Genomic DNA, 20,913 nt, shown 5'->3' with positions numbered 1-20,913 from the left:
AGAGAGTTTAAGTTTTGTGTGTAAGTGAACGATAACCAAGCACCAAGAGGTGAAGCAGCAAAAGCCCTGTGAAGCTGATACAAAAAAACAGTAGGGCAATGGACTCGACATGAGAAACTCGTTCGCTATAGAGAAACCACCACAAGGGCCAGGCTATAACTGACAATATTGCCAGTTGCCACATACAAGCCTTACAGCGACCCAGTTTTTGCCTGAAAATTGATGATTCGCAGCTGTTACAGGTCATATATCACAATCCTACTTCTAAGCTTAGCGGCGCTTAACGCGCCACTATCTAGCAGATATTCGTCAGCATGACTCTTAATACTAAACAAGCCACTGAAAATCATAGTGAGCTTAGCGGCGCATAAAGCGCCTCTATTCAGCAGATATTCGTCAGCATGACTCTTAGACAAAGAATAATCCAATACTAAACAAGGCACTGAAAATCATGGTGAGCTTAGCGGTGCGGCCGAGTAACGGGTTTAACGCCTCTCCTGAAGTCACACTAAAATCACTGCTTAGTTTACGCGCTAATATCAATGAAAAACCCGCGAGTAGGACAGGGGTGCCAGGTAGAAAACCGAGAAAGAAGCTGCCAATAATAAGCGCGAAAGGTAAGTAAACCAAGGCTTGATAGACTACTCTTGCTTGACCTACCCCCATACGAACGGCCAAGGTTTGCTTACCCGCTTTGGCGTCAGTTTCAATATCCCGGGTGTTATTTACCAGCATTATCGCCGCATTTAAGCAGCCTATTGCACTGCCTAATATCCAGGCCGCTGTGCTGGTTTCACCTGCTTGTAGAAAATAACTGCCAACCACGGCCACTAAACCGAAAAAGACAAAGGCCGCCACTTCACCTAAACCGTGAGATGCCAGCGGGTATGGACCTCCGCTATAGCCAAGAGCACCGCAAATGGCGGCAATCGCAAGCAGCGCAATGGGCCAACCTCCATGGTAGATGAGATATGAGCCAACGATAAGCGCCAGTATCAAGCTAAGCACCATGGCGTTGCGGACTTTTTCTGGTGTAAGCAAGCCACTTTGGGTCACCCGCACCGGTCCTAAACGTTCTTCGGTATCGACACCACTCTTAAAGTCAAAGTAATCATTAGCCAAGTTAACTGCAATTTGTAACAAGATAGCGCAAAGCATAGATGTACAGGCGATTAACAAGCTGAACTGATCTAATTTGAGGGCTAATATGTTTCCTACCAAGAGAGGCCCAATTGCCGCCGGCAGTGTACGAGGCCTTATGGCCAAAATCCAAGGGTTCATTTATTCGATTCTTATGGGGGAGCATCTATATGCAGATGCCCACTGGCTATTAATGGTCATATCATATCAAGATGAAGGACTCTAAGCGATCGCCTTATTGAACGTGACTCGGCTTAAATATCAAGATTAAGGATAAATGTTTAAAAGGAATCGGATTTTGTTATCGGCTTCAAAGAAATGACCCAATAGATATGCTTCTATACTTAAACTTGACAAGTTAGCTGGGTAAGACGGTTCAGCCGAAGGAGTCATAGTTTTACACTGATTTACATGCTTAATTTATCCATGTTTACAGTTCGTTTAGAGGCTATTCATTGAGGAAAAGTATCGATGCGTTTTGATAATAGGGTCGCTGTGATAACGGGAGCGGGATCGGGTTTAGGTCGAGCCTATGCCCTTGCTTTAGCCGAGCGTGGTGCCAAGGTGGCATTGATTGACTCTGGTATTGATAAGACTGGAGTCAGCTCTGGGTTAGAGAGCAGCCATCAAGCCGTGCTAGCGCTGGGTGAGCAATCTATGCTATTTAACTTAGATGTCAGCGACTTCGCCGGCGTCAAACAGGCCGTGGCGGAGATCATTAGTCACTGGGGGCGTATCGATATTCTAGTCAATAATGCTGGAATTCATGCTCCCTGCGACTTTGATAATCTAACTGTCGATATGTGGCAGCATCAGTTAAATACCGATCTTAATGGTAGCTTCTACATGACCAAGGCGATATGGCCGCAGATGAAGCGGCAAGGCTATGGCAGGGTGGTAATGATCAGTGCGGCCAGTGGTTTGTATGGCGATATGCATGAAACCTCATACAGTGCCAGCAAGATGGGCTTGATAGGTTTAGTTAACAGCCTCTACCTCGAAGGAGTTGATCACAATATTAAGGTCAACACCTTAACGCCCCACGCCCTGACTCCAATGACAGCAAATCGACTCGCATCTTCGGTAAAGCCGCTTTTCTCTAAATCATCAATCACGGCGAGCATGATGTTCCTCTGCGGTGCAGAAGCGCCTACGGGTCAGCATTTACTCACAGCGGCAGGGAGTGTCAGTCACGGTCAATTTACCGAGTTCAAGTCTTGTTATTTACCTGCCGAGGCATGTAAGCCTGAGGCGATACAAGATAGTTGGCAGCAGATATATCAGGCGCAGCCAGTTAACTTACACCGAAGTGGTGAGGATCAAATACTCGCCTGGGCCAAGAGAGGAGCAGGCGAGCGTCATATTACAATTGAATGAAAACTTGTCTATGACAGGAATCTTTTGCTTAGTTTGGTGTCAGACTCTCTAAGCTCTAAGAATGAACGGATAAGCTGTATCTAGCTTGTGTGTCACTAGGGCGGCTTTCCCCCTCCTCACTCAGTAAAACTCTGGCTTGAAGACCATTATGTGAGTTAAGCTGTGTGGCTGTTGATTAGGTGTGTGAGGCATGCAGTGAGTCAGGTATTAAATGATCTATTATCTTTACTCTCTTTAGAGCGAATCGAAGAGGGGCTATTTCGAGGTCAGAGTCAAGATTTAGGCTTCGGCCATGTCTTCGGTGGTCAAGTGATGGGGCAGGCTTTAAGCGCAGCCAAACAGACTGTTTCGGCATCACGTCAGGTCCACTCTTTGCATTCCTATTTTCTTCGTGCCGGTGATGAGAAACTGCCTATCGTTTATGATGTTGAAGTCATGCGTGATGGTGGGAGTTTCAGTGCAAGAAGAGTCAAGGCGATTCAGAAAGGTCGGCCTATCTTCTACATGACCTGTTCATTTCAAGAGTTTGAACAGGGGCTTGATCATCAAGATAAAATGCCTAATGTACCTGGCCCTGAGGGTTTACTGAACCAGCAGGAACTGGCCATGGCACTTCAAGATAAAGTGCCACCTAAAATGTTGGAAAAATTTATGGCAGATGCACCGATTGAGATGCGTCTGGTCGATGCCTGTAATCCTATGGTATCGACAATCACAGAGCCTAAACGCTATGTGTGGATCAGGGCCAATGGCCAAGTGCCAACAGACTTTTCGGTCAACGAATATTTGTTGGCTTATGCGTCGGATTTCAACTTTCTGGTCACGGCAGCGCAGCCTCACGGGGTCTCCTTTCTGACTCCTGGCATGCGTATGGCGACGATCGACCATTCTATGTGGTTCCATCGACCACTGGATCTGAATGACTGGCTGCTTTATAGCATAGAGAGCCCGAGCGCCAGCGGTGGCAGAGGCTTTGTTAAAGGGCAGTTTTTCAATCAGAAAGGTGAGCTAGTGGCATCTGCGACGCAAGAAGGTTTAATGCGCATGGTTTCGCCAAAATAGCGCAGGCGAGACAGGGAAATATTGATGGCTCAATTGGGCCGTTTGTTGAAATAAGGGTTTTATAATGTTGGTAATGTTGAAAAGAACCATAATATTATTGGTTTGTGTCCTATCGCTTTCGGCCTGCGTGACAGTAGAGGCAGAGCCGCCGATTATCATTAATGGTGCTGCTGGATATTTGGAGAAGATTAATCTGCCCCAGGGGAGCAAGATCACCATCGCCATCATAGATATGGACACTCCTGGTGCAATAGTAGCGCAGAAAAGTTTCGATATTGCCAGAGCGCCGGTGCCGTTTAAATTTATTTTACCGGCTGAAACGGTAGAAGAAAATATAAACTACGGGGTCGTTGCTATGATCCTGTATCAAAATCAGGTTATTTTTCAGACTTATGATAGATTCCCAATTATTAGCAATGGTAAATACACTACGGAAGTATTGATGAAGGCGGTTAGGTAGTTAACTTAGTTCATTAATACATCATTGAATTAAAGGGGGCTTAAGGCCCCTTTTTTGTGGCTGACATTTGGGACGTTAGATGGGAAGTTAGATGATGAGGGTAATTATTTAGATTAGCTATTTTCAAGCAATGTTACTTGATTGTGAATATTGTATGCAATAAGCTGGTGTTAACCTTTTCACATGGAGTGTCTTGTGCGATTTATTGGTAGCCATCAAATTATTAAAAATTTCGAACTAATGAGCAGCCCTGAGCCAGACAATAGCCTTGAGCTAAATAACAGCTCTGAGCGGTCTAACTGCAATGAACCGAATAGCCAGACTGGTCTCTTATGTGGGGGAAAGTCCAAGGCCACTCATCAGGATATCCAGGCATTGTTACTGCTTGTCTCCGGGATAATACTGTTCTTGATTGCTGGCTGCACTGATGAGAAGGATATATCCACTAACGATGCCAAAATAGCTAAGGTCGAAGAGGTACAGATCCCGGCAAAGATAGCGACGTTTAATCAATTTTGGCAGCTTACTGATAACGGCATTCACTGGTCTGTGAATTCACCACATCAAGATCAGCTAGAGATGAGTGGATTGCAAGTCTCCGCGGTTATTGATTATGGCTTGGGAACAGATGGCAACTTGGTGCTCGAAAAAACCTTAGTCTGGCCCATGTTGCGCACGCTGCCAAACGATACCCATGCCAGTTTGATTCGCAATTTTTCAAGCCAAGTCGCACCCGATATTTATATCGATGAGGAGCGAGTCACACACGGCGGCCTCAAGGATGTGATGTTTGATGGCCAGTTGACCTTAGTACAGATGCTGAGCACAGACCTCAAGTTAACCCGAACCATTTCTGTTCACCCAAGTGAACCCGCATTGATTGAGCGTTGGCAGTTTGAAAACCAAGGTTCAGATGTTCTGGGTTTGCGATTAACCCCATTGAGAGAATTGGAGACCACTTTAGCGAGTCAAGGTGAATATGGCAGCTACCAGATATCTGTTGATGCAGATGAGCTAAATAGGCGGCTTTCTGCCGGAGACATTGTGGAGCACTTTATTGTATACAGTGCCAAGTTAGCCGATGAAATGATCTATATCGAACCTGCACGAGCACTTGAGCAAAGAGCACTACAAGTAGAAGCTTGGCGCAGCGCACTTAAACTTGAGACTCCAGATCCCAAGATTAACCAGATGTTTGAGTTTGCAAAATTCAGAGCCACAGAATCAATTTTTTCCACTCGAGGCGGTTTAGCTCACGGCCCAGGTGGTACGCGTTATTACGCCGCCATTTGGGCTAATGATCAAGCCGAGTATGTGAATCCATTCTTCCCTTACTTAGGCGATAAGCGAGGCGTTGAGTCGGCCTTAAATAGTTTTAGCTGGTTTGCTCGTTACATGAATTCAGATTATAAGCCATTGCCATCTTCTATCATCGCCGAAGGGAAAGGTTTTTGGAACGGGGCTGGTGATCGTGGAGATTGCGCCATGATTGCCTATGGGGCCAGTGATTTTTCGCTATCCCTAGGCGATGCCACAGCGGCTAAGCAGTTAATGCCCCTCATCGATTGGTGTCTTGAATATAACCGTCGACAGCGAATAGAGAGTGGGGTGATCGCCAGTGATAGCGATGAGCTTGAGGGGCGCTTTCCAGCTGGTAATGCAAATTTAAGCACCAATGTCTTGGCTTATGGCGGTCTAATACGAGCCGCTCGACTCAAATCTGCGTTAGGTGAATCTTCTGAGGGCCTGTTGGAAGAAGCCAAGCAGTTAAAATCTGCAATTATCAAATATTTTTCAGCTGAAATCAGCGGCTATCAGACTTACCGATATTTTGAGGGCAACAATAAGCTCAGGGCCTGGATTGCATTGCCATTAGCCTTCGGTTTCGATGCGAATAAGCAGGGGACGATCGATGCATTATTGTCTGACAAATTATGGACGATAGATGGCTTGCTGACTGAAGAAGGTGATAAGACATTCTGGGACCGTTCTACCCTGTATGGATTTAGAGCCTTAATGAAAGTCGGTGAACTTGAGCGGGTTTGGCCCTACTTTGAGCACTACAGTTACAAGCGATTGACTGGGGAACACGTTCCTTATGCTGTAGAGGCTTGGCCTGAGGGAGAGCAACGTCACTTATCGGCAGAAAGTGGTCTATATGCCAGGGTGGTTGTTGAAGGTTTATTCGGCATAGAGCCTATGGGATTCAATGAGTTTCTGCTCGCCCCGCGTCTGCCTGAGCATTGGGATAAAATGGCATTACGGAAAATATACGCTTTTAACGGGCCCTTCGATATTGAGGTTCACCGACAGGAGAAAGCGTTTACTGTTGATATTTTGCGTAATGGCAATCTGGAGCAATCCTTTGTTTGGGATGGCATAGCGCCTTTTACTGTCAAACTATAGCCCAGTCTTCTAGGTTTCATATCGGGTATAGATTAGTATTTATCATCAGTTTCTTAACTTGGACAAAAAGTGAATTCAAGGTCGACAAGGCAATATGAGATCGAGCAATGGCTGCAACAGGATTCAGTCAGGATGGAAGCCATAGAGTTTGCAATTAAGCTCAATCTGCCTCAATGGTTATTAGCTGCTGGGTTTGTGCGCGATCTGGTATGGGATAGGTTACATGGGGCGTCGAGCCATCTTCTTAATGATATCGACCTCATCTACTTCGATGCGGATGATCTCAGTGAGAGTCGAGAGAAAGCCTATGAAAAGCAGCTAGAGTCATGGGCGCCTCATCTGCCCTGGTCGGTTAAGAATCAAGCGAGAATGCATATTCGAAACTGTGATGCACCTTACACTAGCTGTGAACATGCCATGTCATTCTGGCCAGAATGTGAGACGGCGATTGGTATTCATGTATCGCGACAAGATCATCGCTTCGATTTTGTTGCCCCCTTTGGATTTGAAAGCCTGTTTGACTTAAAGCTCACCCATAATCCTAAGCGTGAGCTGTCACTATTCAATGCAAGAAAAGACCAGAAAGCCTGGTTAACTCGATACCCTAAACTACAATTAGCCTGATCCCTCCCACTGTGTTTCTTTTGGTTAACCTTCACTTTATCTGTCTGTAGCCTAATTTTTACTACGTCCTAGTGAATACACTAGGACTTTGTGAGCAGTGAGATCTAAGTCATTAAATTATAAGGTGCATCTTCAATGTTTGTTATTAAAGTGTGATGCATGTCACCTTGGGGTACTTATAAGTAGGTATCTAGCTTGCTTATTGATTTGGATCAACTTGTTACAGGTTTAGATCTGGCAGGATGCCGACAAATGTAATAAGCATGATAATAAAAACGACAATTAGTCTTGTATTAATGGAGTAGTATGATGAAAAAAAATATCATTTCCGGATTAATCGCGGCCGCCCTACTGGCTACAGGTTTTACAGCTTCTGTTTCGGCTCATCAAGCTGGTGACATTATCATTCGTGCCGGTGTTGCCGTTGTCGCACCGAACGATTCTAGTGAGCAGGTAGCGGACTTCGGTGAATTCGGCGTGAGCAGTAATACTCAATTAGGGCTTAACTTCGGCTATATGTTGACCGATAACATAGGCATTGAGTTGTTAGCGGCGACACCATTCAGTCACGATATTTCTCTGCCTGGTGAAGGTAAGATAGCCGAAACTAAGCAGCTACCGCCTACCTTAGTAGTCCAATACTATTTTGGGAATGCTGAGTCCAAGTTACGTCCTTACATAGGCGGCGGAGTTAACTTCACTAACTTCTACGACAATGAATTCACCAATGATCTGGGTGGGGCGTTATCGGATCTGAGTATGAGCAGTTCGTGGGGGCTAGCCGCTCAGGTTGGCATCGACTATCAAGTGAATAAGAACTGGCTAGTGAATGCCTCTGTCTGGTACGCACAAATCAGTACCGACGTGAAGTTCAATCTTGGCGGTTCGCCGACGACTATCGAAACCGATATCGACCCTTGGGTTTATATGGTCAGCGTAGGTTATACCTTCTAAACTCGTTTCGTAAAAAAGATTCGTAAAGCAAGTTTAGTAAAACCTGCTTCGTAAATAATAACAAAGGAGCCAATTGGCTCCTTTGTTTTTTTGCTTTCACTGCTTATTACGAGAGCAGTTATCGACTTATTTCTTGCCTTCGGCTTTGGCCGCGAGGCGCTCCGCTTTAGTACGCCAGTGACGCGTATTGTAGATAAATTCAGGCAATAGCTTAGTCAACCAGGCCACCAGAAGCCAACGCTTAGTCACATAGACCTTACGTTTCGCCTTTTGCATCGCCTTAATGATTTGCCTAGCCACCTCATCGGGTGGGGATAACCATAAACGGCTCTGCTGCATCGCGGCCTTATCGAGTAAACCTAGCTGAATATCAGTAATAGTAATTGGCAGTTTCAGCCTTTGGGCATGCATACTTAAGCCATCTAAGTAGTTGCTGGCGAAGGCTTTAGAAGCATGATAAGCCACACTCGGGCCACCACGTAGGCCGGCAATGGAATTGATTGCCGCGAGTTGGCCATAGCCTTGATCTCTAAATAGCTTAAATGCTGTGTTGCAGATAGCCGCGTAGCCCTGAACATTGACTGTGATGATATCTTGCTCTGGCAGCCAGGGGAGTTGTGGGTCATAACTGTTTAAGCCGGTATTCACTATGACTAAATGCGCGCCGCCTAGCTTTTCCCAGACTTGTTCGAGAGTGGCGATGATCTTCTGCGGTGATGTGATTTCGAGTGGGAAGACATGTGTCTGAGTAGGAAGCGAGTCGACAAACTCTTGCAGTGAATCCGGGTCTTGTGCCAGTAGGGCAAGTTCAACACCTTGACTCGCAAGTTGTTTGGCAATTTCACGGCTCAGAAGGGAGTTCGCCCCCACGATAATGGCAGTTGCTTTGGTCATTAGGCTATTCGACTTAATTTGGGTAGCCCATGATAGGAAGATATCAGTAGGAGGACAAGGCTAATGACTTATCGCTGTGAAGCGAGAGGTATATTGTCAGCTAACAAGTTGCAAATTATCTTTTAGCCTCAAGCGTTTTGCTTTTACTTCCATCCTCAACAACCTCAACAACCTCAATAACAATGCTTATGTTTTTGCATTGGGATTTGATGTGCCCAAGGAGGACTCTCCGATAACAGAAGGGCTAAAGCGTCTGCAACAACTGCAAAGCCTAACCGTTATGGAAAAAGCTAATGCTAAGCAAACTACAAGTTATGAGCCACCTAAATTACCACTAGAAAACAGCCTGAGCCAAGATGATTTTTTGATGGCTTGTACAGCCAGCTTAAAGCAGGAGAACAAGCTTTAAGCGCTTTTAATTGAAAACCTATGGCTAATTGAACGGTATCAACAGCTACTCGATATTAGTAACTGGCAAGACAGCACCCATTACAACGCCTTTATCAATTCCCTGCCATTTCGAAGCCTGCTAGCCGCACAGAAACTCTATCTTCTCAATGTTTATCAAAATAAAAATAGCACAGCGCCGAGCTTGACCGCTCAAGCTATCGAGCAAGATATGATGTTTTGGCAAAGGTTATCTGTAAACACTCATATATTGAGCAGTAAGGTGGCCAGCGCTGGCGCTATGTCGGTAAATATGAAACTTGGCGAAATAATTATTAATCAGTTAGCGCTAGAACAAGAGGCCGTCGCTATACCTGAAATCTGGCAACTGCCCATGTCACCTCAAGTGTTATCGCTAAACAATGCCAAATTGGGTGAGTGGCATTACTTCACTAAGATAACTGAGGCCACTCAAGTCGTCGATAGCAACACAGACATAGCAATACAGGCCGTCGAGTTTCTGATGCTCCCACCAAGATACAGCCAACCGCTACGCAGTGATTCTCTTGGGCTCAAAGCCCCAGAAAGACTGCCAAATCAGCCTATCGATTGATACCATTAGTCAGTATATCTTCAATCCCATAGGGAAAATTACTCTCTGTTCAGGAATGCCCTCATTTGACAGCTACCAAGCAAGCCTTGATAGACTCGATCAACATAGGGCCAGCCTAGCCCTCCAGTTTGAGCAAGAAACCACAGATACTAAAAACAATACACAATAGTGAGCAAGTTTAGTTTTACTGATAATAATCCTTATTGAGAATTATTTTTAACGGGGACGGCTTATACTGTGATTACCGAGGGAGACTGACGGATTAATTACCGTGGGACTTTGTCGTTTTACACTATCGATATTAGTCCATTAATATCACTTTCACTAAGGTGTTTTTTCTAATGCCTCTGCACGCTCGATCCGTAACACCTTAGTATTCAGTTTTTCTCTTACCCAGATGTTTCTGATTGTAGAGTGACTGATTGATATATTGTACCTTTTCATCATTTCACCGCTGATATGGATTTGGGTCAGGTGGGGTTTTTCTAACGTTAAGGTGATGATTTTATCCTCAGTATCTTGGTCTATACGATTGGTATGACGAGGGATGCCATACATCCTTTTGAGCGCCAGAGGTCCCTGAGTTTCAAGCAGCCGTCGATTATTGTAGATACTTTCCCTAGAGCAACCACTGATCCGAGCCGCTTCAGATAAGTTACCTAGCGCTTCTGCAAGTTTGATGGCATCGAGTTTTCTCTGCACTTCCTCTCCATATTCCGTGAGCTTGCTCGGCTCCTTGATTTCAGAGATGGCGAGCTTACGATCGGCAAAATAAGCGGCGAAGTCGCCATCTAACTGCTTTCGTATTTCAACTTTCTGGTTCACGATTGAATGCCTTAAGGGGGAGTCTATCGTGTACATGGTGTTGCTGAAACTGAAGGTATGATCGCGCCGGATTTTTCTATATTCCTTTTGGATGCAGATCGCATCAAGGTCGATATACTTAGGAACGGGTTTGAATTCTGAGCGGATATTCTTTGCGTTGACGGTAAGTTTCGGCAACCAGTAATCTGGAATGAAAACGTTTTGAAGGTAATCATTGGCACTGTCCATATCCGCTATTTCTGCCAGACGAAGCTCAGGAACCAAGCGGTCTTGGAAGGTATCGAACGCTCGTTCAACCCGCCCTTTACCTTGAGGAGAGTTAGCAAAAATAATCTCTATCCCAAGCTCCTTACAGGCCCTTTGCATTTGTGAGAAGTTACAACGCTTCGGTCCACCAAAGATGCCCGCTCTATCGACGTAAAGCGTCTTAAACAGCCCTCGCTTCTTGATATAGGCTTTCATGACCTTCATACAACCAACGGTGGTCTCGGACGGGAAGAACTCGGCATGAATATCGCTGGTCGCATCGTCGATAATGGTGATTAAGCAAGACTTATTATCACCGAACCACAGGTGTGGACTGCCATCCATTTGCAGCATTAATCCCGCAGACTCCATCCGCTCACGCCTTCTTCTCACTTTTGAACGGCGATGCTTCGCTCGTTTCACATGGTGAATATCATGAGCCCAAGAGCGAAGAGTCTCACGCTTAACTTGAATACTTTCCACCACCTCTAACATGTCAGCCAAATGCTGTAGGTTGAAGTCGTAGTATTTTTCTTTAATGAGTGACTGAACTTGTCTTTTCAATGTGCCAGGGATCTTGTTGGCAGGGGCTCTCCCCGTATTGCCATGGACAACAAAACGAATGCCATCTTTTTTGTATCGACTGAGATAGCGTTCAATGGTTCGACGGGACTTATTGAGCAGTTTTGAGGCGTTAAGAATGCTGATTTTGCCTTGAGCAACCTTAGCAATCACATCAACAGTAAGTTGGGATTGAGAATCCATAATGATCATCCTTAGTAACCTCTGAAAAGCTCACAGTGGCAATCAGAGAACTACTAAAAGTTAGATCCGTCAATTTCCCTTGGTAATTATTAAAAACGACAAAGTCGCTTGGTAGTTAAGGTACGACAAAGTCCCTTGGTGATCACACGGGGACGGCTTATACCTAAACACGAATTTGGACAAAAGCTTGTCAGAGTTAAAAATCTAGAAATGAGTAGTGGCATTAGAAAAAGTATAGCGTTCGGATATACGATAACGCCCCTGAACTGGGGCGCCTGGTTAGCTAACGAGCTCCGATTACACCAGCTTTTTCTGAAGATAGTGACGCTGATGATTTTCGTAATAACCATCAAGTGACCCAACAATTTCATAGCCCTGCTTTCTGTAAAATCCCAGAGCTTGAAAACTGAATGTGTCTAAGGTGGACGCAACACACCCTTTATCAATTGCCTTGCTTTCAGCAGCAGACAACACTTTGGAGCCTAAATCCCTACCACGGTGCTCTTCGCTGACCCATAAGAACTCAACATTAAGCCAATTCCCGAAGATTTTGCCCGTTAAACCGGCAATAATCTCCTCGTTATCATCTCGGATGTAAACAGATACGGGTGACCACTCTTCGCTGACAAACTGAGAGTTATATGCTCTTGTGGCATTGATAACAAATTCGTCGTCGTCTTCTTGCCTTGGCTGAGTGGTAGTTGTTAGTTCCATTTACTTCCCTTGAGTCAGCTAGCATTTATATAGTGCGCATGCTCATATCATAAACCTATTATTTAAACTTCACCTTAGAGAAGGTGTTGATTTATAAACACTCTAACAAAGTTGTACTGAATAAACGATCACAAAAAAATGCAAAGTGAGCATTAATATTGATGCCTAGCCTAAAGTAGCCAGTAACTGTCACTTATTGATTAACCAAAGTAGTTCAATTGGCTCGTCACTATTCTGTCCTGCTCATCGCCTGTAACTCGAAAGGGGGCAGGGATGAGCCAGGTCAGATTCGGCTGGCTCGTGAAACCTTAAACACTTTTTAGTTGAATTATTCTACAGACCTACATTTGGGAAATGCAGAACAACCCCAAAACTGCCTACCTTTATTTTCACCACGCTTTGTTTCACGCATAACCATTACGGAGCCACAACGTGAGCACTGCTTTACGCTGTCTTTCGATGCGACCAACTTAGTAACATGCTGCCGATGTTTAAGGTCTGTAGCAAAGCCTCTCTTTAGCTTGACGTCATTGAGGACTTCAATAATTTGAGTGTACTCAGTCTCTGAGAATACAGGCTGTACGAATTGCTTTATGTAATTCAAGCACCCTCGTGCATCAGTAACATTTTCAGGCATATCCGTTTTGAACGTGCTATCACCGATAAAAACAATTACTGAGTGTAAATTTGATGAATCTATGCCTAACAATGATTCTAGGGTTTTGACGTGTTTATAATTTTGATGGAGAGGATTCTGGAATCTTGAGGTGTGACGATAGATTTTTTGTGTCCACTGTTTTTGATTTTTTGAACCAAAAATCCAGCCTTTCATGTTTTTAGTTTCGATGACGAAAAGACCAAACTGAGACACAATAACATGGTCAATTTGAGTTGTACCATCATCAGTGGGTAATGTTACATCTTTTACCAACGTATAATTTGATTCAGGCAGCCGTGACAATATCTTATTTACCAAAAACTCGCCGAACACACCTTTAAACCAACGACTCTTAAAGATCGATACGATAAATAGTAAAGGTATGATGTACCACACTTGAGCTAAAGCACCTGAAAATAAACCTAATATATCCACGAAACATCCTTGTTCAACTAACTCGACTTTGACGGCTAACGGCTACTTTAAATCATCTAATAATGCTGTCTTTTATTTATCACTTCAATTTACAATTAATGGGTTAGTGACAGTGTTAGGAGATTAGACTGCTCAGTAAAGCATAATTTCTAGATGAGTTGAAGTCGGATAATATTTTGTATGGCAAATGCATATGAATAAGGTATGAATGAGTATTTACTCTGTATGATAATGGGGCAGAAGTGAGCTAGGAAGCCTAGTAATAAAGCTAAATCGAAGAGACCCCATTCTTGTAGAACAGCCAGGTGTAGATGCGGCTACGAGCTTCCAAAACAAGGATGTTTTGGTAGAGCTTCCATGGACGGATTGACGGCGTTTCGTAGAAGTATCTGCACTTAAGCACGCTGCAGGCGATAGATAACCATGAAAGGGGACCTTAAAACACACTCCCAAATTCCTATTCAGCTAGAAGCTAAACCAAAAAATGTAATCAGTCTTCATTCGAAGGCTCGCTAACTTTGGGGCAGAAGTGAGCTAGGAAGCCTAGTAATAAAGCTAAATCGAAGAGACCCCATTCTTGTAGAACAGCCAGGTGTAGATGCGGCTACGAGCTTCCAAAACAGGGCCAAAAATGTTCCCTACATTTTTCGGCATTTCCACCATCCGTGGCGGTCAGATGATTTGGCAGAGCCCACAGGGATGTGCTTGCGGCGTTTCGTAGAAGTATCTGCACTTAAGCACGCTGCAGGCGATAGATTACAATGAAGACTAAACCTTCAAACACACTCCCCAATACCCACTCAGCCAAAAGCTAAACCAGAAAATTTCATTCAGCTTAATTCGAAGCCTGCTCTCTTGGTGGGAATTTAACTGGCCATGGTTACAATATGCCAATGTATGTGGTCTGCTTTAGTTTTAAGCGCATAGTAGAATAATATTTGAGCCAGTCATTTTACAATGGACGTATGGACATCTAGAGGTCTTAATGTATGATTAGGAGAGATACAATGAAAAAATGGTTGAAACTGGTTTTACCTTTGGTCATGGCTGCTGCAACTTTAGTAGGCTGCGCAACACCCAACGCGGTTGTCGAGATACAGGGAGAGATTTGGTACAGGGAGCGCATCGCCTTGCCACAAGATGCTGTGTTGACGGTCCAGGTCAAAGATGTGTCCTTGATGGATGTGCCTGCAGTGGTAATGGCTGAGATTGAGAGAAGTGATGTGACTTCTCCTGCCCCGTTTCACTTTTTGATAAACAGAGATCAATTTGAAGCGGGTCATACCTACTCGATAGGAGCAAGCATTCGCCTCAATGACAAGCTGATGTTTATCAATACTCAAGCGTACAACATAGATTTAGGCTCAACAGTGCCTATGTCTATCATGGTAGAAAAAGTGGGTCGCTAAGCCGGATTACTGATTTAGCCACATTTTTCTACTACTTGGTTAATCAAACGATAGAGGATGAGGCGCTGTATGCCGGTTAAAATTCCCGATAATCTGCCCGCGGCAGGTATTTTAGAGTCAGAAAACATTTTCGTCATGTCCGAGACTCGAGCCGCGAATCAGGACATTCGTCCGATGAAAGTGCTGATCTTGAATCTGATGCCCAATAAGATAGAGACAGAGACTCAGTTACTGCGCTTATTGGGGAACACACCACTACAGGTGGATGTGGATTTGCTGCGGATCCACGATAAAGAATCTAAGCATACCTCTATCGATCATATGAATAATTTCTATCGGGATTTTGAGGCGGTTAGCCATAAAAATTACGATGGCCTGATCATCACGGGGGCTCCTCTGGGGCAGCTCGAGTTTGAAGACGTGACCTATTGGGATCATATACGTGAAATTATCGACTGGTCTCAACGCCATGTTACCTCTGTGCTTTTTCTATGTTGGGCGGCTCATGCGGCACTCTATCACCTGTATGGCTTGAATAGAAAACTGCTCAAGTCTAAACGTTCAGGGGTCTTCCTGCATCAGCGAACCTGTCAACATTACCCTCTGTTACGCGGTTTCGATGATGAATTTTTAGCGCCACATTCCCGGTTTGCTCAGATGGATATTGATGAACTTAAGGCCCACCCCGCTCTGCAGGTGTTAACGGAATCCGATGAGGCTGGGGCTTATATGGTGCTCAGTACCAATAGCCGAAATCTGTTTGTGATGGGTCATCCCGAGTATCAGAAGGCGACGCTTAAAGATGAGTACCTACGGGATCTCGCCGAGGGGCTTGAGCCTGAAACCCCACAGAATTATTTTAGAAATAATGATCCTAAACAGGAGCCTGTCGCTCGCTGGCATGGACATGGCAGCTTGTTGGTCAGTAATTGGCTCAACTATTATGTATATCAGTTAACCCCCTATAATCTGGATGATATGAGTGCCATCACCCCCTGGGAGGAGGAAGTGTAACCTTTCTAATTATAAGGGTATTTTGAAGAATCAATTGAATAACATAAAAGCTACCTAGGTGGCTTTTGTTTTGTCTGCGATCAACCATGATTGAATCGCTGGACTGTGGAATATCAGGTTTACACCTAAGCCTGTTCTAGTTGTAAAGGCTATAACTTCCCGACTTGGCTCAGTCTAAAGTGCTGGCTGACTTGTCTATAAAACACGCTGATTTATATGCGTGTTCATCGTCTTAATTTTTTTAAAATCAAAAGAAACAGTTTGTTAAGACCTTAGCTTAATAACGTCGATTTTCATTCCAGCCAGGTTCTGCGATCTCGTCAATCACTCATCTAGACTAAAGGATTGGTCTAGGGGCGAACGAATACGACTTGTGAATGATATGTTGTTATTTTGTTGTCTCACTTGTCTTCCTTCAGGTAGAGTTTTTTACCTTGCCTCGATTCATAAAAAACTAGCGCAAAACTAGTATCCCGAGGCAGAACTCTATCTCAACAACTGGAAGTTAACGCAGGGGATTCACGTGTTGAATAAAAAACTATTGCCACTAGCCATAGCGCTAGCAGGATTGTCAGGTAATGCGCTCGCAGCAGAGCGTGAACATTCACATCAATCAGGTGCATTCGATCTGGTCATTGCCGACGAGCAAAGACTGATTCAAATGTTAAAAAAATCAGGGAAAATATCTCAAGGGGCTTCATTTAAAGAAGCCGAGGTCGCGCTACGCGGTTTCCTACACACTCGTCAACAGGAAGAGGCGCTGAGAGCTGCAAACTTAGATGCCCAAGCGACGAGTAATTTCGCCATGGATAGCGAAATCAAATCATCTGGCAAGAAAGCCCGCAAGGACAGGGGAAAGAAGCCTGGTAAATTAGGTTCATCGCGTAGAAATCGTCCTGACAATATGATGTTGGAAGACTATAGCGGTGAAACGCGTCAGGGCCGTGTGCTGGCCATCTTGATGGAGTTCCCTGATTTCCCTCATAACTCAATCCTGCCAGAAGATTCCGGCATGTATTATGAAGATTATAATCAAGATCATTATCGTGAAATCTTGTTCGGTGCCAATGGCTGGGTAGCCCCTAACGGGCATCACGCCAACTCATTTACGCAATTTTATGAAAAGCAGTCTGGTGGCAGTTATTCACTCACAGGTGATGTAGCCGGTTGGTATATGGCTACAGAAAACGCGGCTTACTATGGTGGCAATCCTGATGGCGACGCACGTAGCTTAATTCGTGAAGCGTTAGCGGCGGCTTCAGCCGATCCAAGTGTCGATCTTTCTCAGTTCGATATCGAAGATAGATACGATCTTGATGGCGATGGTGATTATTGGGAAGCCGATGGCTTAGTGGATCACGTGATGGTGTTCCATTCCAGTGTGGGTGAAGAAGCCGGCGGTGGTCAACTAGGTGAAGATGCTATCTGGGCACATCGCTGGAATCTAGGTGGTGTCTGGGCGATTCCTGGTGCAACCTCAGATGCTCCTTATTGGGGCGGAGCCATGGTTGCCTATGACTATACTATCGCACCTATCGACAGTGCCGTTGGTGTGATTAGCCATGAATATGGTCATGATCTAGGCCTGCCTGATGAGTACGATACTCAATACACAGGTAAAGGCGAGCCAGTTTCCATGTGGTCTGTGATGTCTTCTGGTAGCTGGGCGGGTCGTCTAGGCGGTACTGAGCCAACAGGTTTCAGTGCCTGGGCCAAGGAGCAGTTACAGGCTTCTCTAGGTGGTAACTGGTTACATGGCGCAACGGTTAACTTCGATGAGATTCCGAGAAGTGGCGTTCAGGGCTTACTCGACCAAGCGTCAAGCAAGGGCACTAACCATGATGCAATTCGCATTAACCTTCCCCAGAAGCAGAGTCTGATCACCACGCCGGTGAGCGGTGAATATGCTTACTTCAGTGGTTCAGGCAATGATCTTGAGAATAGCATGTATGTGACTGTTGATCTGACCGATGCAACGTCAGTCCTAGCTAAGTTTAAGACCTGGTATGACATAGAGGCCGATTGGGATTATGCCTATTTGGCCGTCGTAACTGAAGCTGGCCTGGTGACTATACCTAGTTCATTGACGACAGATACCAACCCAAATGACAATAACTTAGGCAACGGTATAACGGGTACATCAAATGGCTGGATCGATGCTGAGTTCGATCTGACTAGCTTTGCTGGTCAGGTGGTAGATGTCACGGTCATGTATAGCACAGATCCCGGTGTGGCAAATGCGGGTATCTATATCGATGATTTCAGTGTCGAACTAGACAGTGTCGCAGTGGTTACAGCGAATGCCGATGACTCGACTTCTGAGCCATTTAGCTTCGATGGTTTTATGGCTGATACAGGTAGTACCTATACGGATCATTATTACTTGCTTGAATGGCGTACTCACCATGGCGTAGACAGTGGCCTTGCCCACATCAATGTTGCCGGTGAAACCATGAGCTATGCAGAAGGACTTCTCATTTGGTATGTTGATAACAAGTATTCAGATAACTGGGTAGGTATTCACCCTGGAGATGGTTTCTTAGGGGTTGTCGATGCAGATCAGAAGACACTCAAGTGGAGTGACGGTGCACCTGCTTCGACTAAGTATCAGATCCATGATGCGACGTTCAGCATAGATAGAAATGACAAGATGTTCTTAGATCTTGAAGAGCAGTATGGCATAACATTGCGTGATAACCGTGTTCGTGGTCAACGTCTGTTCAATGACCGTAGAAGGTATATCGGCACTGATATTCCTGATGCGGGTCGTAATGTTCCGACCTACGGCCTGAAGGTTCGCTTGATCAATCAGAGTAAAGACAGAAGCGTAGGTTCTGTTTATATTTATCGTTAATTATAAATAGACCAAGCCCTTAAAAAAGCGCTGATTTCAGCGCTTTTTTTATTGTCGAAAATAATCGAGTGAAAGGTGGATAGATGATGAAACCAATAAAACTGATCGCCATATTCTTAGTTAATGCATCTCTGTTAGCCATTACGGCGTCGCCTGCATTGGCTCAACCCAAGCTAACTCAGGCTTGTCAGCAGCCTTCACCTGTTGTCGATATATGGTCATTAGAGCCTATGTTGACTAAAAGCGGAGTGCTGACAGATTCCATGACTCAAACAGAAAAGGAGCGGGCAATTCGGGACTATATCAAGCAGAAAAATGATAAGTACCGTCAATGTCAGGGGAGAGGGAAAACTGTCTCGTCTTGTAAGAAGCCAAAAATGAATGTCCGACAAATTGAAACAAGTTTGCTTAATGAAGGTGTAATTGCACCAGACACCCAGGATGAACAAAAACGACAACTGATAGAAGAGTATCGTCACAAAACTGAGTCTGAGTATAGGCTGTGTCAATTGAAGCAAGGGGCAGCTCTCTAGTGCTGCAAACTTAAATACCAATATGTATAAGGGCTAGTAATTTAAGCTAGCTCGTCAATTTCCTCATATCGGACTAACAGCAAGTGCCTGTGTAAATCTTGAGTGACAATATCACTCTCCTGTTTCCTTTCTTATCTTGCTATTTCCGCTTGCTTTACGTTCGCGTAAACGTCAGAGTGCTATTCTTTAGTTATAGAACTTGAACTAGATCACCTATTTTTGGCTGACGCTAACTAGCTGATAAAAGACGGAGTGGATAATGAGTACAGAGCAATTGAGTCAAGAGATCGTCATTGTGGCAGCCAAGCGCACCCCTATGGGGGGCTTTCAGGGATCCCTATCTACCGTCCCATCGCCTAAACTGGCAGCGACAGCCATCAAGAGTCTGATTGAGCAGACGGGCGTTGCCGCCGATGCTGTCGATGAGGTCTTGATGGGCTGTGTACTTCCTGCGGGTCTAGGCCAGGCGCCGGCTCGTCAAGCGACCCTAGGTGCAGGTTTACCCCTGTCGGTTGGCGCGACGACAGTCAATAAGGTCTGTGGTTCAGGTATGAAGACAGTCATGTTGGCCCATGATCTTATCAAGGCCGGCAGTGCCGATATCGTCATCGCTGGTGGTATGGAAAGCATGAGCCTGGCACCTTATCTGCTCGATAAAGCCCGCGGCGGCATGCGTATGGGTCACGGTAAGATAATGGATCATATGTTCTTAGATGGACTGGAAGATGCCTATACCGGCGGTGCCATGGGCACGTTTGCACAAAACACCGCCGATGAGTTTAAGCTTACTCGCGAACAGATGGACGCTTTCTCTCTGAGCTCATTAGATAAAGCCAACAAGGCCATCGAGTCCGGTGCATTTAAACAAGAGATAGCGCCTGTCACAGTATCGAATCGCCGTGGTGATACCTTAGTCGATACTGATGAGCAGCCGGGTAATGCCCGTCCCGATAAGATCCCCACCCTGCGTCCGGCTTTTGCCAAAGACGGCACCATAACCGCCGCCAACTCGAGTTCAATCTCAGATGGCGCGGCGGCGCTGATGTTGATGACGGCGAAACAGGCCAATATTCAGGGCTTGCCGATACTCGCCACCATCAAGGGACATGCTACTCATGCCCAGGAGCCATCACTGTTTACCACGGCGCCAGTTGGCGCCATGAACAAGCTGTTCGATAAGGTGAACTGGAGTAAGGATGATGTGGATCTGTTTGAGATCAACGAAGCCTTTGCCATGGTGACCATGTTGGCCATCTCTGAGCTCTCTCTTGATGAGTCTAAGGTCAATGTCAATGGCGGCGCCTGTGCACTGGGCCATCCTATTGGCTGTTCAGGTTCGCGTTTGTTAGTGACTCTGATACATGCACTTAAGGCCCGCGGGCTCAAGCGCGGTGTCGCATCGCTCTGTATCGGTGGCGGCGAAGCCACTGCCATGGCAATCGAAGTTTAAGTTGACCATAAGGCTTATCTGAAAAGATAAGCCTTTTTTATTAGTAATGAAAAACCAATGAAAGTTAAAGATAGAGAATAATCAGAGAAGTAT

The 20,913-nt window shown here is 45.2% G+C and carries 20 protein-coding genes; 13 read left to right on the top strand and 7 right to left on the bottom strand.

What is annotated here, in order from left to right:
* Window positions 1-7 precede the first annotated feature (7 nt).
* From FM037_RS19860 to FM037_RS19850, 3 genes are read right to left on the bottom strand one after another with little or no spacing between them, the layout of a single operon-like run.
* Window positions 8-247 carry a DUF3624 domain-containing protein gene (locus FM037_RS19860; RefSeq protein WP_144047420.1) on the bottom strand — a complete coding sequence of 80 codons (240 nt, stop codon included), beginning with the start codon at window positions 245-247 and terminating at the stop codon, window positions 8-10.
* On the bottom strand, window positions 237-416 hold the full coding sequence (locus tag FM037_RS19855) for a hypothetical protein (RefSeq protein ID WP_144047419.1): 180 nt from the start codon (window positions 414-416) through the stop codon (window positions 237-239). Before FM037_RS19855 ends, FM037_RS19860 begins: the two co-directional genes overlap by 11 nt.
* Window positions 409-1,281 (bottom strand): 1,4-dihydroxy-2-naphthoate polyprenyltransferase, encoded by an 873-nt coding sequence (locus tag FM037_RS19850; protein ID WP_144047418.1) that lies wholly within the window; start codon window positions 1,279-1,281, stop codon window positions 409-411. The genes FM037_RS19855 and FM037_RS19850 overlap by 8 nt, the downstream gene beginning before the upstream one ends.
* A 330-nt stretch (window positions 1,282-1,611) precedes the next feature.
* Between FM037_RS19850 and FM037_RS19845 the strand changes: the two genes are divergently transcribed.
* The 6 genes from FM037_RS19845 to ompW all read left to right on the top strand — a co-directional run bounded on the left by FM037_RS19845 (window position 1,612) and on the right by ompW (window position 8,023).
* Window positions 1,612-2,517: an SDR family NAD(P)-dependent oxidoreductase gene (locus FM037_RS19845; protein WP_144047417.1), complete on the top strand. Its 906-nt coding sequence runs from the start codon at window positions 1,612-1,614 to the stop codon at window positions 2,515-2,517.
* 195 nt (window positions 2,518-2,712) lie between these two features.
* Entirely contained in the window at window positions 2,713-3,579 is an 867-nt protein-coding gene (tesB, locus tag FM037_RS19840) for an acyl-CoA thioesterase II (protein WP_144047416.1), read from the top strand.
* Window positions 3,580-3,643: 64 nt separating this feature from the next.
* Window positions 3,644-4,039: a YbaY family lipoprotein gene (locus FM037_RS19835; protein ID WP_144047415.1), complete on the top strand. Its 396-nt coding sequence runs from the start codon at window positions 3,644-3,646 to the stop codon at window positions 4,037-4,039.
* Window positions 4,040-4,234: 195 nt separating this feature from the next.
* Entirely contained in the window at window positions 4,235-6,445 is a 2,211-nt protein-coding gene (locus FM037_RS19830) for a hypothetical protein (RefSeq protein ID WP_144047414.1), read from the top strand.
* A 69-nt stretch (window positions 6,446-6,514) separates the two neighbouring features.
* Window positions 6,515-7,069, top strand: coding sequence for a nucleotidyltransferase family protein (locus tag FM037_RS19825; RefSeq protein ID WP_229380947.1), 555 nt, complete (start codon window positions 6,515-6,517; stop codon window positions 7,067-7,069).
* 309 nt (window positions 7,070-7,378) lie between these two features.
* A complete protein-coding gene (gene ompW, locus FM037_RS19820; protein WP_144049054.1) occupies window positions 7,379-8,023 on the top strand; it encodes an outer membrane protein OmpW in 645 nt (214 codons plus the stop codon).
* Between the two features lie 126 nt (window positions 8,024-8,149).
* On the opposite strand, the gene FM037_RS19815 is transcribed toward ompW, so the two are convergent.
* Window positions 8,150-8,917, bottom strand: a complete 768-nt coding sequence (locus FM037_RS19815; protein ID WP_144047413.1) for an SDR family NAD(P)-dependent oxidoreductase — start codon at window positions 8,915-8,917, stop codon at window positions 8,150-8,152.
* Window positions 8,918-9,128: 211 nt separating this feature from the next.
* Between FM037_RS19815 and FM037_RS28605 the strand changes: the two genes are divergently transcribed.
* Window positions 9,129-9,326, top strand: coding sequence for a hypothetical protein (locus FM037_RS28605; RefSeq protein ID WP_185976865.1), 198 nt, complete (start codon window positions 9,129-9,131; stop codon window positions 9,324-9,326).
* Window positions 9,327-9,509: 183 nt separating this feature from the next.
* Window positions 9,510-9,917 (top strand): hypothetical protein, encoded by a 408-nt coding sequence (locus tag FM037_RS19805; protein ID WP_144047411.1) that lies wholly within the window; start codon window positions 9,510-9,512, stop codon window positions 9,915-9,917.
* A 324-nt stretch (window positions 9,918-10,241) separates the two neighbouring features.
* Here FM037_RS19805 and FM037_RS19800 read toward each other — a convergent pair whose 3' ends face one another.
* The 3 genes from FM037_RS19800 to FM037_RS19790 form a co-directional block, all read right to left on the bottom strand.
* The gene (locus tag FM037_RS19800; protein ID WP_144045111.1) at window positions 10,242-11,762 is read right to left on the bottom strand and encodes an ISNCY family transposase; all 1,521 of its coding nucleotides are present in this window, start codon (window positions 11,760-11,762) and stop codon (window positions 10,242-10,244) included.
* 288 nt (window positions 11,763-12,050) lie between these two features.
* A complete protein-coding gene (locus FM037_RS19795) occupies window positions 12,051-12,467 on the bottom strand; it encodes a GNAT family N-acetyltransferase (protein WP_144047410.1) in 417 nt (138 codons plus the stop codon).
* A gap of 328 nt (window positions 12,468-12,795) precedes the next feature.
* The gene (locus FM037_RS19790) at window positions 12,796-13,560 is read right to left on the bottom strand and encodes a nuclease-related domain-containing protein (RefSeq protein WP_144047409.1); all 765 of its coding nucleotides are present in this window, start codon (window positions 13,558-13,560) and stop codon (window positions 12,796-12,798) included.
* A 1,007-nt stretch (window positions 13,561-14,567) separates the two neighbouring features.
* Here FM037_RS19790 and FM037_RS19785 point away from each other — a divergent pair.
* From FM037_RS19785 to FM037_RS19765, 5 genes are all read left to right on the top strand, one after another.
* Window positions 14,568-14,969: a YbaY family lipoprotein gene (locus FM037_RS19785; RefSeq protein ID WP_144047408.1), complete on the top strand. Its 402-nt coding sequence runs from the start codon at window positions 14,568-14,570 to the stop codon at window positions 14,967-14,969.
* A gap of 69 nt (window positions 14,970-15,038) precedes the next feature.
* Window positions 15,039-15,983, top strand: coding sequence for a homoserine O-acetyltransferase MetA (gene metA, locus FM037_RS19780; RefSeq protein WP_144047407.1), 945 nt, complete (start codon window positions 15,039-15,041; stop codon window positions 15,981-15,983).
* 523 nt (window positions 15,984-16,506) lie between these two features.
* The gene (locus FM037_RS19775) at window positions 16,507-18,837 is read left to right on the top strand and encodes an immune inhibitor A domain-containing protein (protein ID WP_144047406.1); all 2,331 of its coding nucleotides are present in this window, start codon (window positions 16,507-16,509) and stop codon (window positions 18,835-18,837) included.
* Window positions 18,838-18,920: 83 nt separating this feature from the next.
* Window positions 18,921-19,370: a hypothetical protein gene (locus FM037_RS19770; RefSeq protein WP_144047405.1), complete on the top strand. Its 450-nt coding sequence runs from the start codon at window positions 18,921-18,923 to the stop codon at window positions 19,368-19,370.
* Between the two features lie 259 nt (window positions 19,371-19,629).
* Complete coding sequence (locus FM037_RS19765) at window positions 19,630-20,820, top strand: thiolase family protein (protein WP_144047404.1); 1,191 nt, start codon at window positions 19,630-19,632, stop codon at window positions 20,818-20,820.
* Window positions 20,821-20,913 lie beyond the last annotated feature (93 nt).

The organism is Shewanella psychropiezotolerans (genome assembly GCF_007197555.1).
In the GTDB taxonomy this organism is placed as follows: domain Bacteria; phylum Pseudomonadota; class Gammaproteobacteria; order Enterobacterales; family Shewanellaceae; genus Shewanella; species Shewanella psychropiezotolerans.
This window is presented reverse-complemented; position numbering and strand designations above follow the sequence as displayed.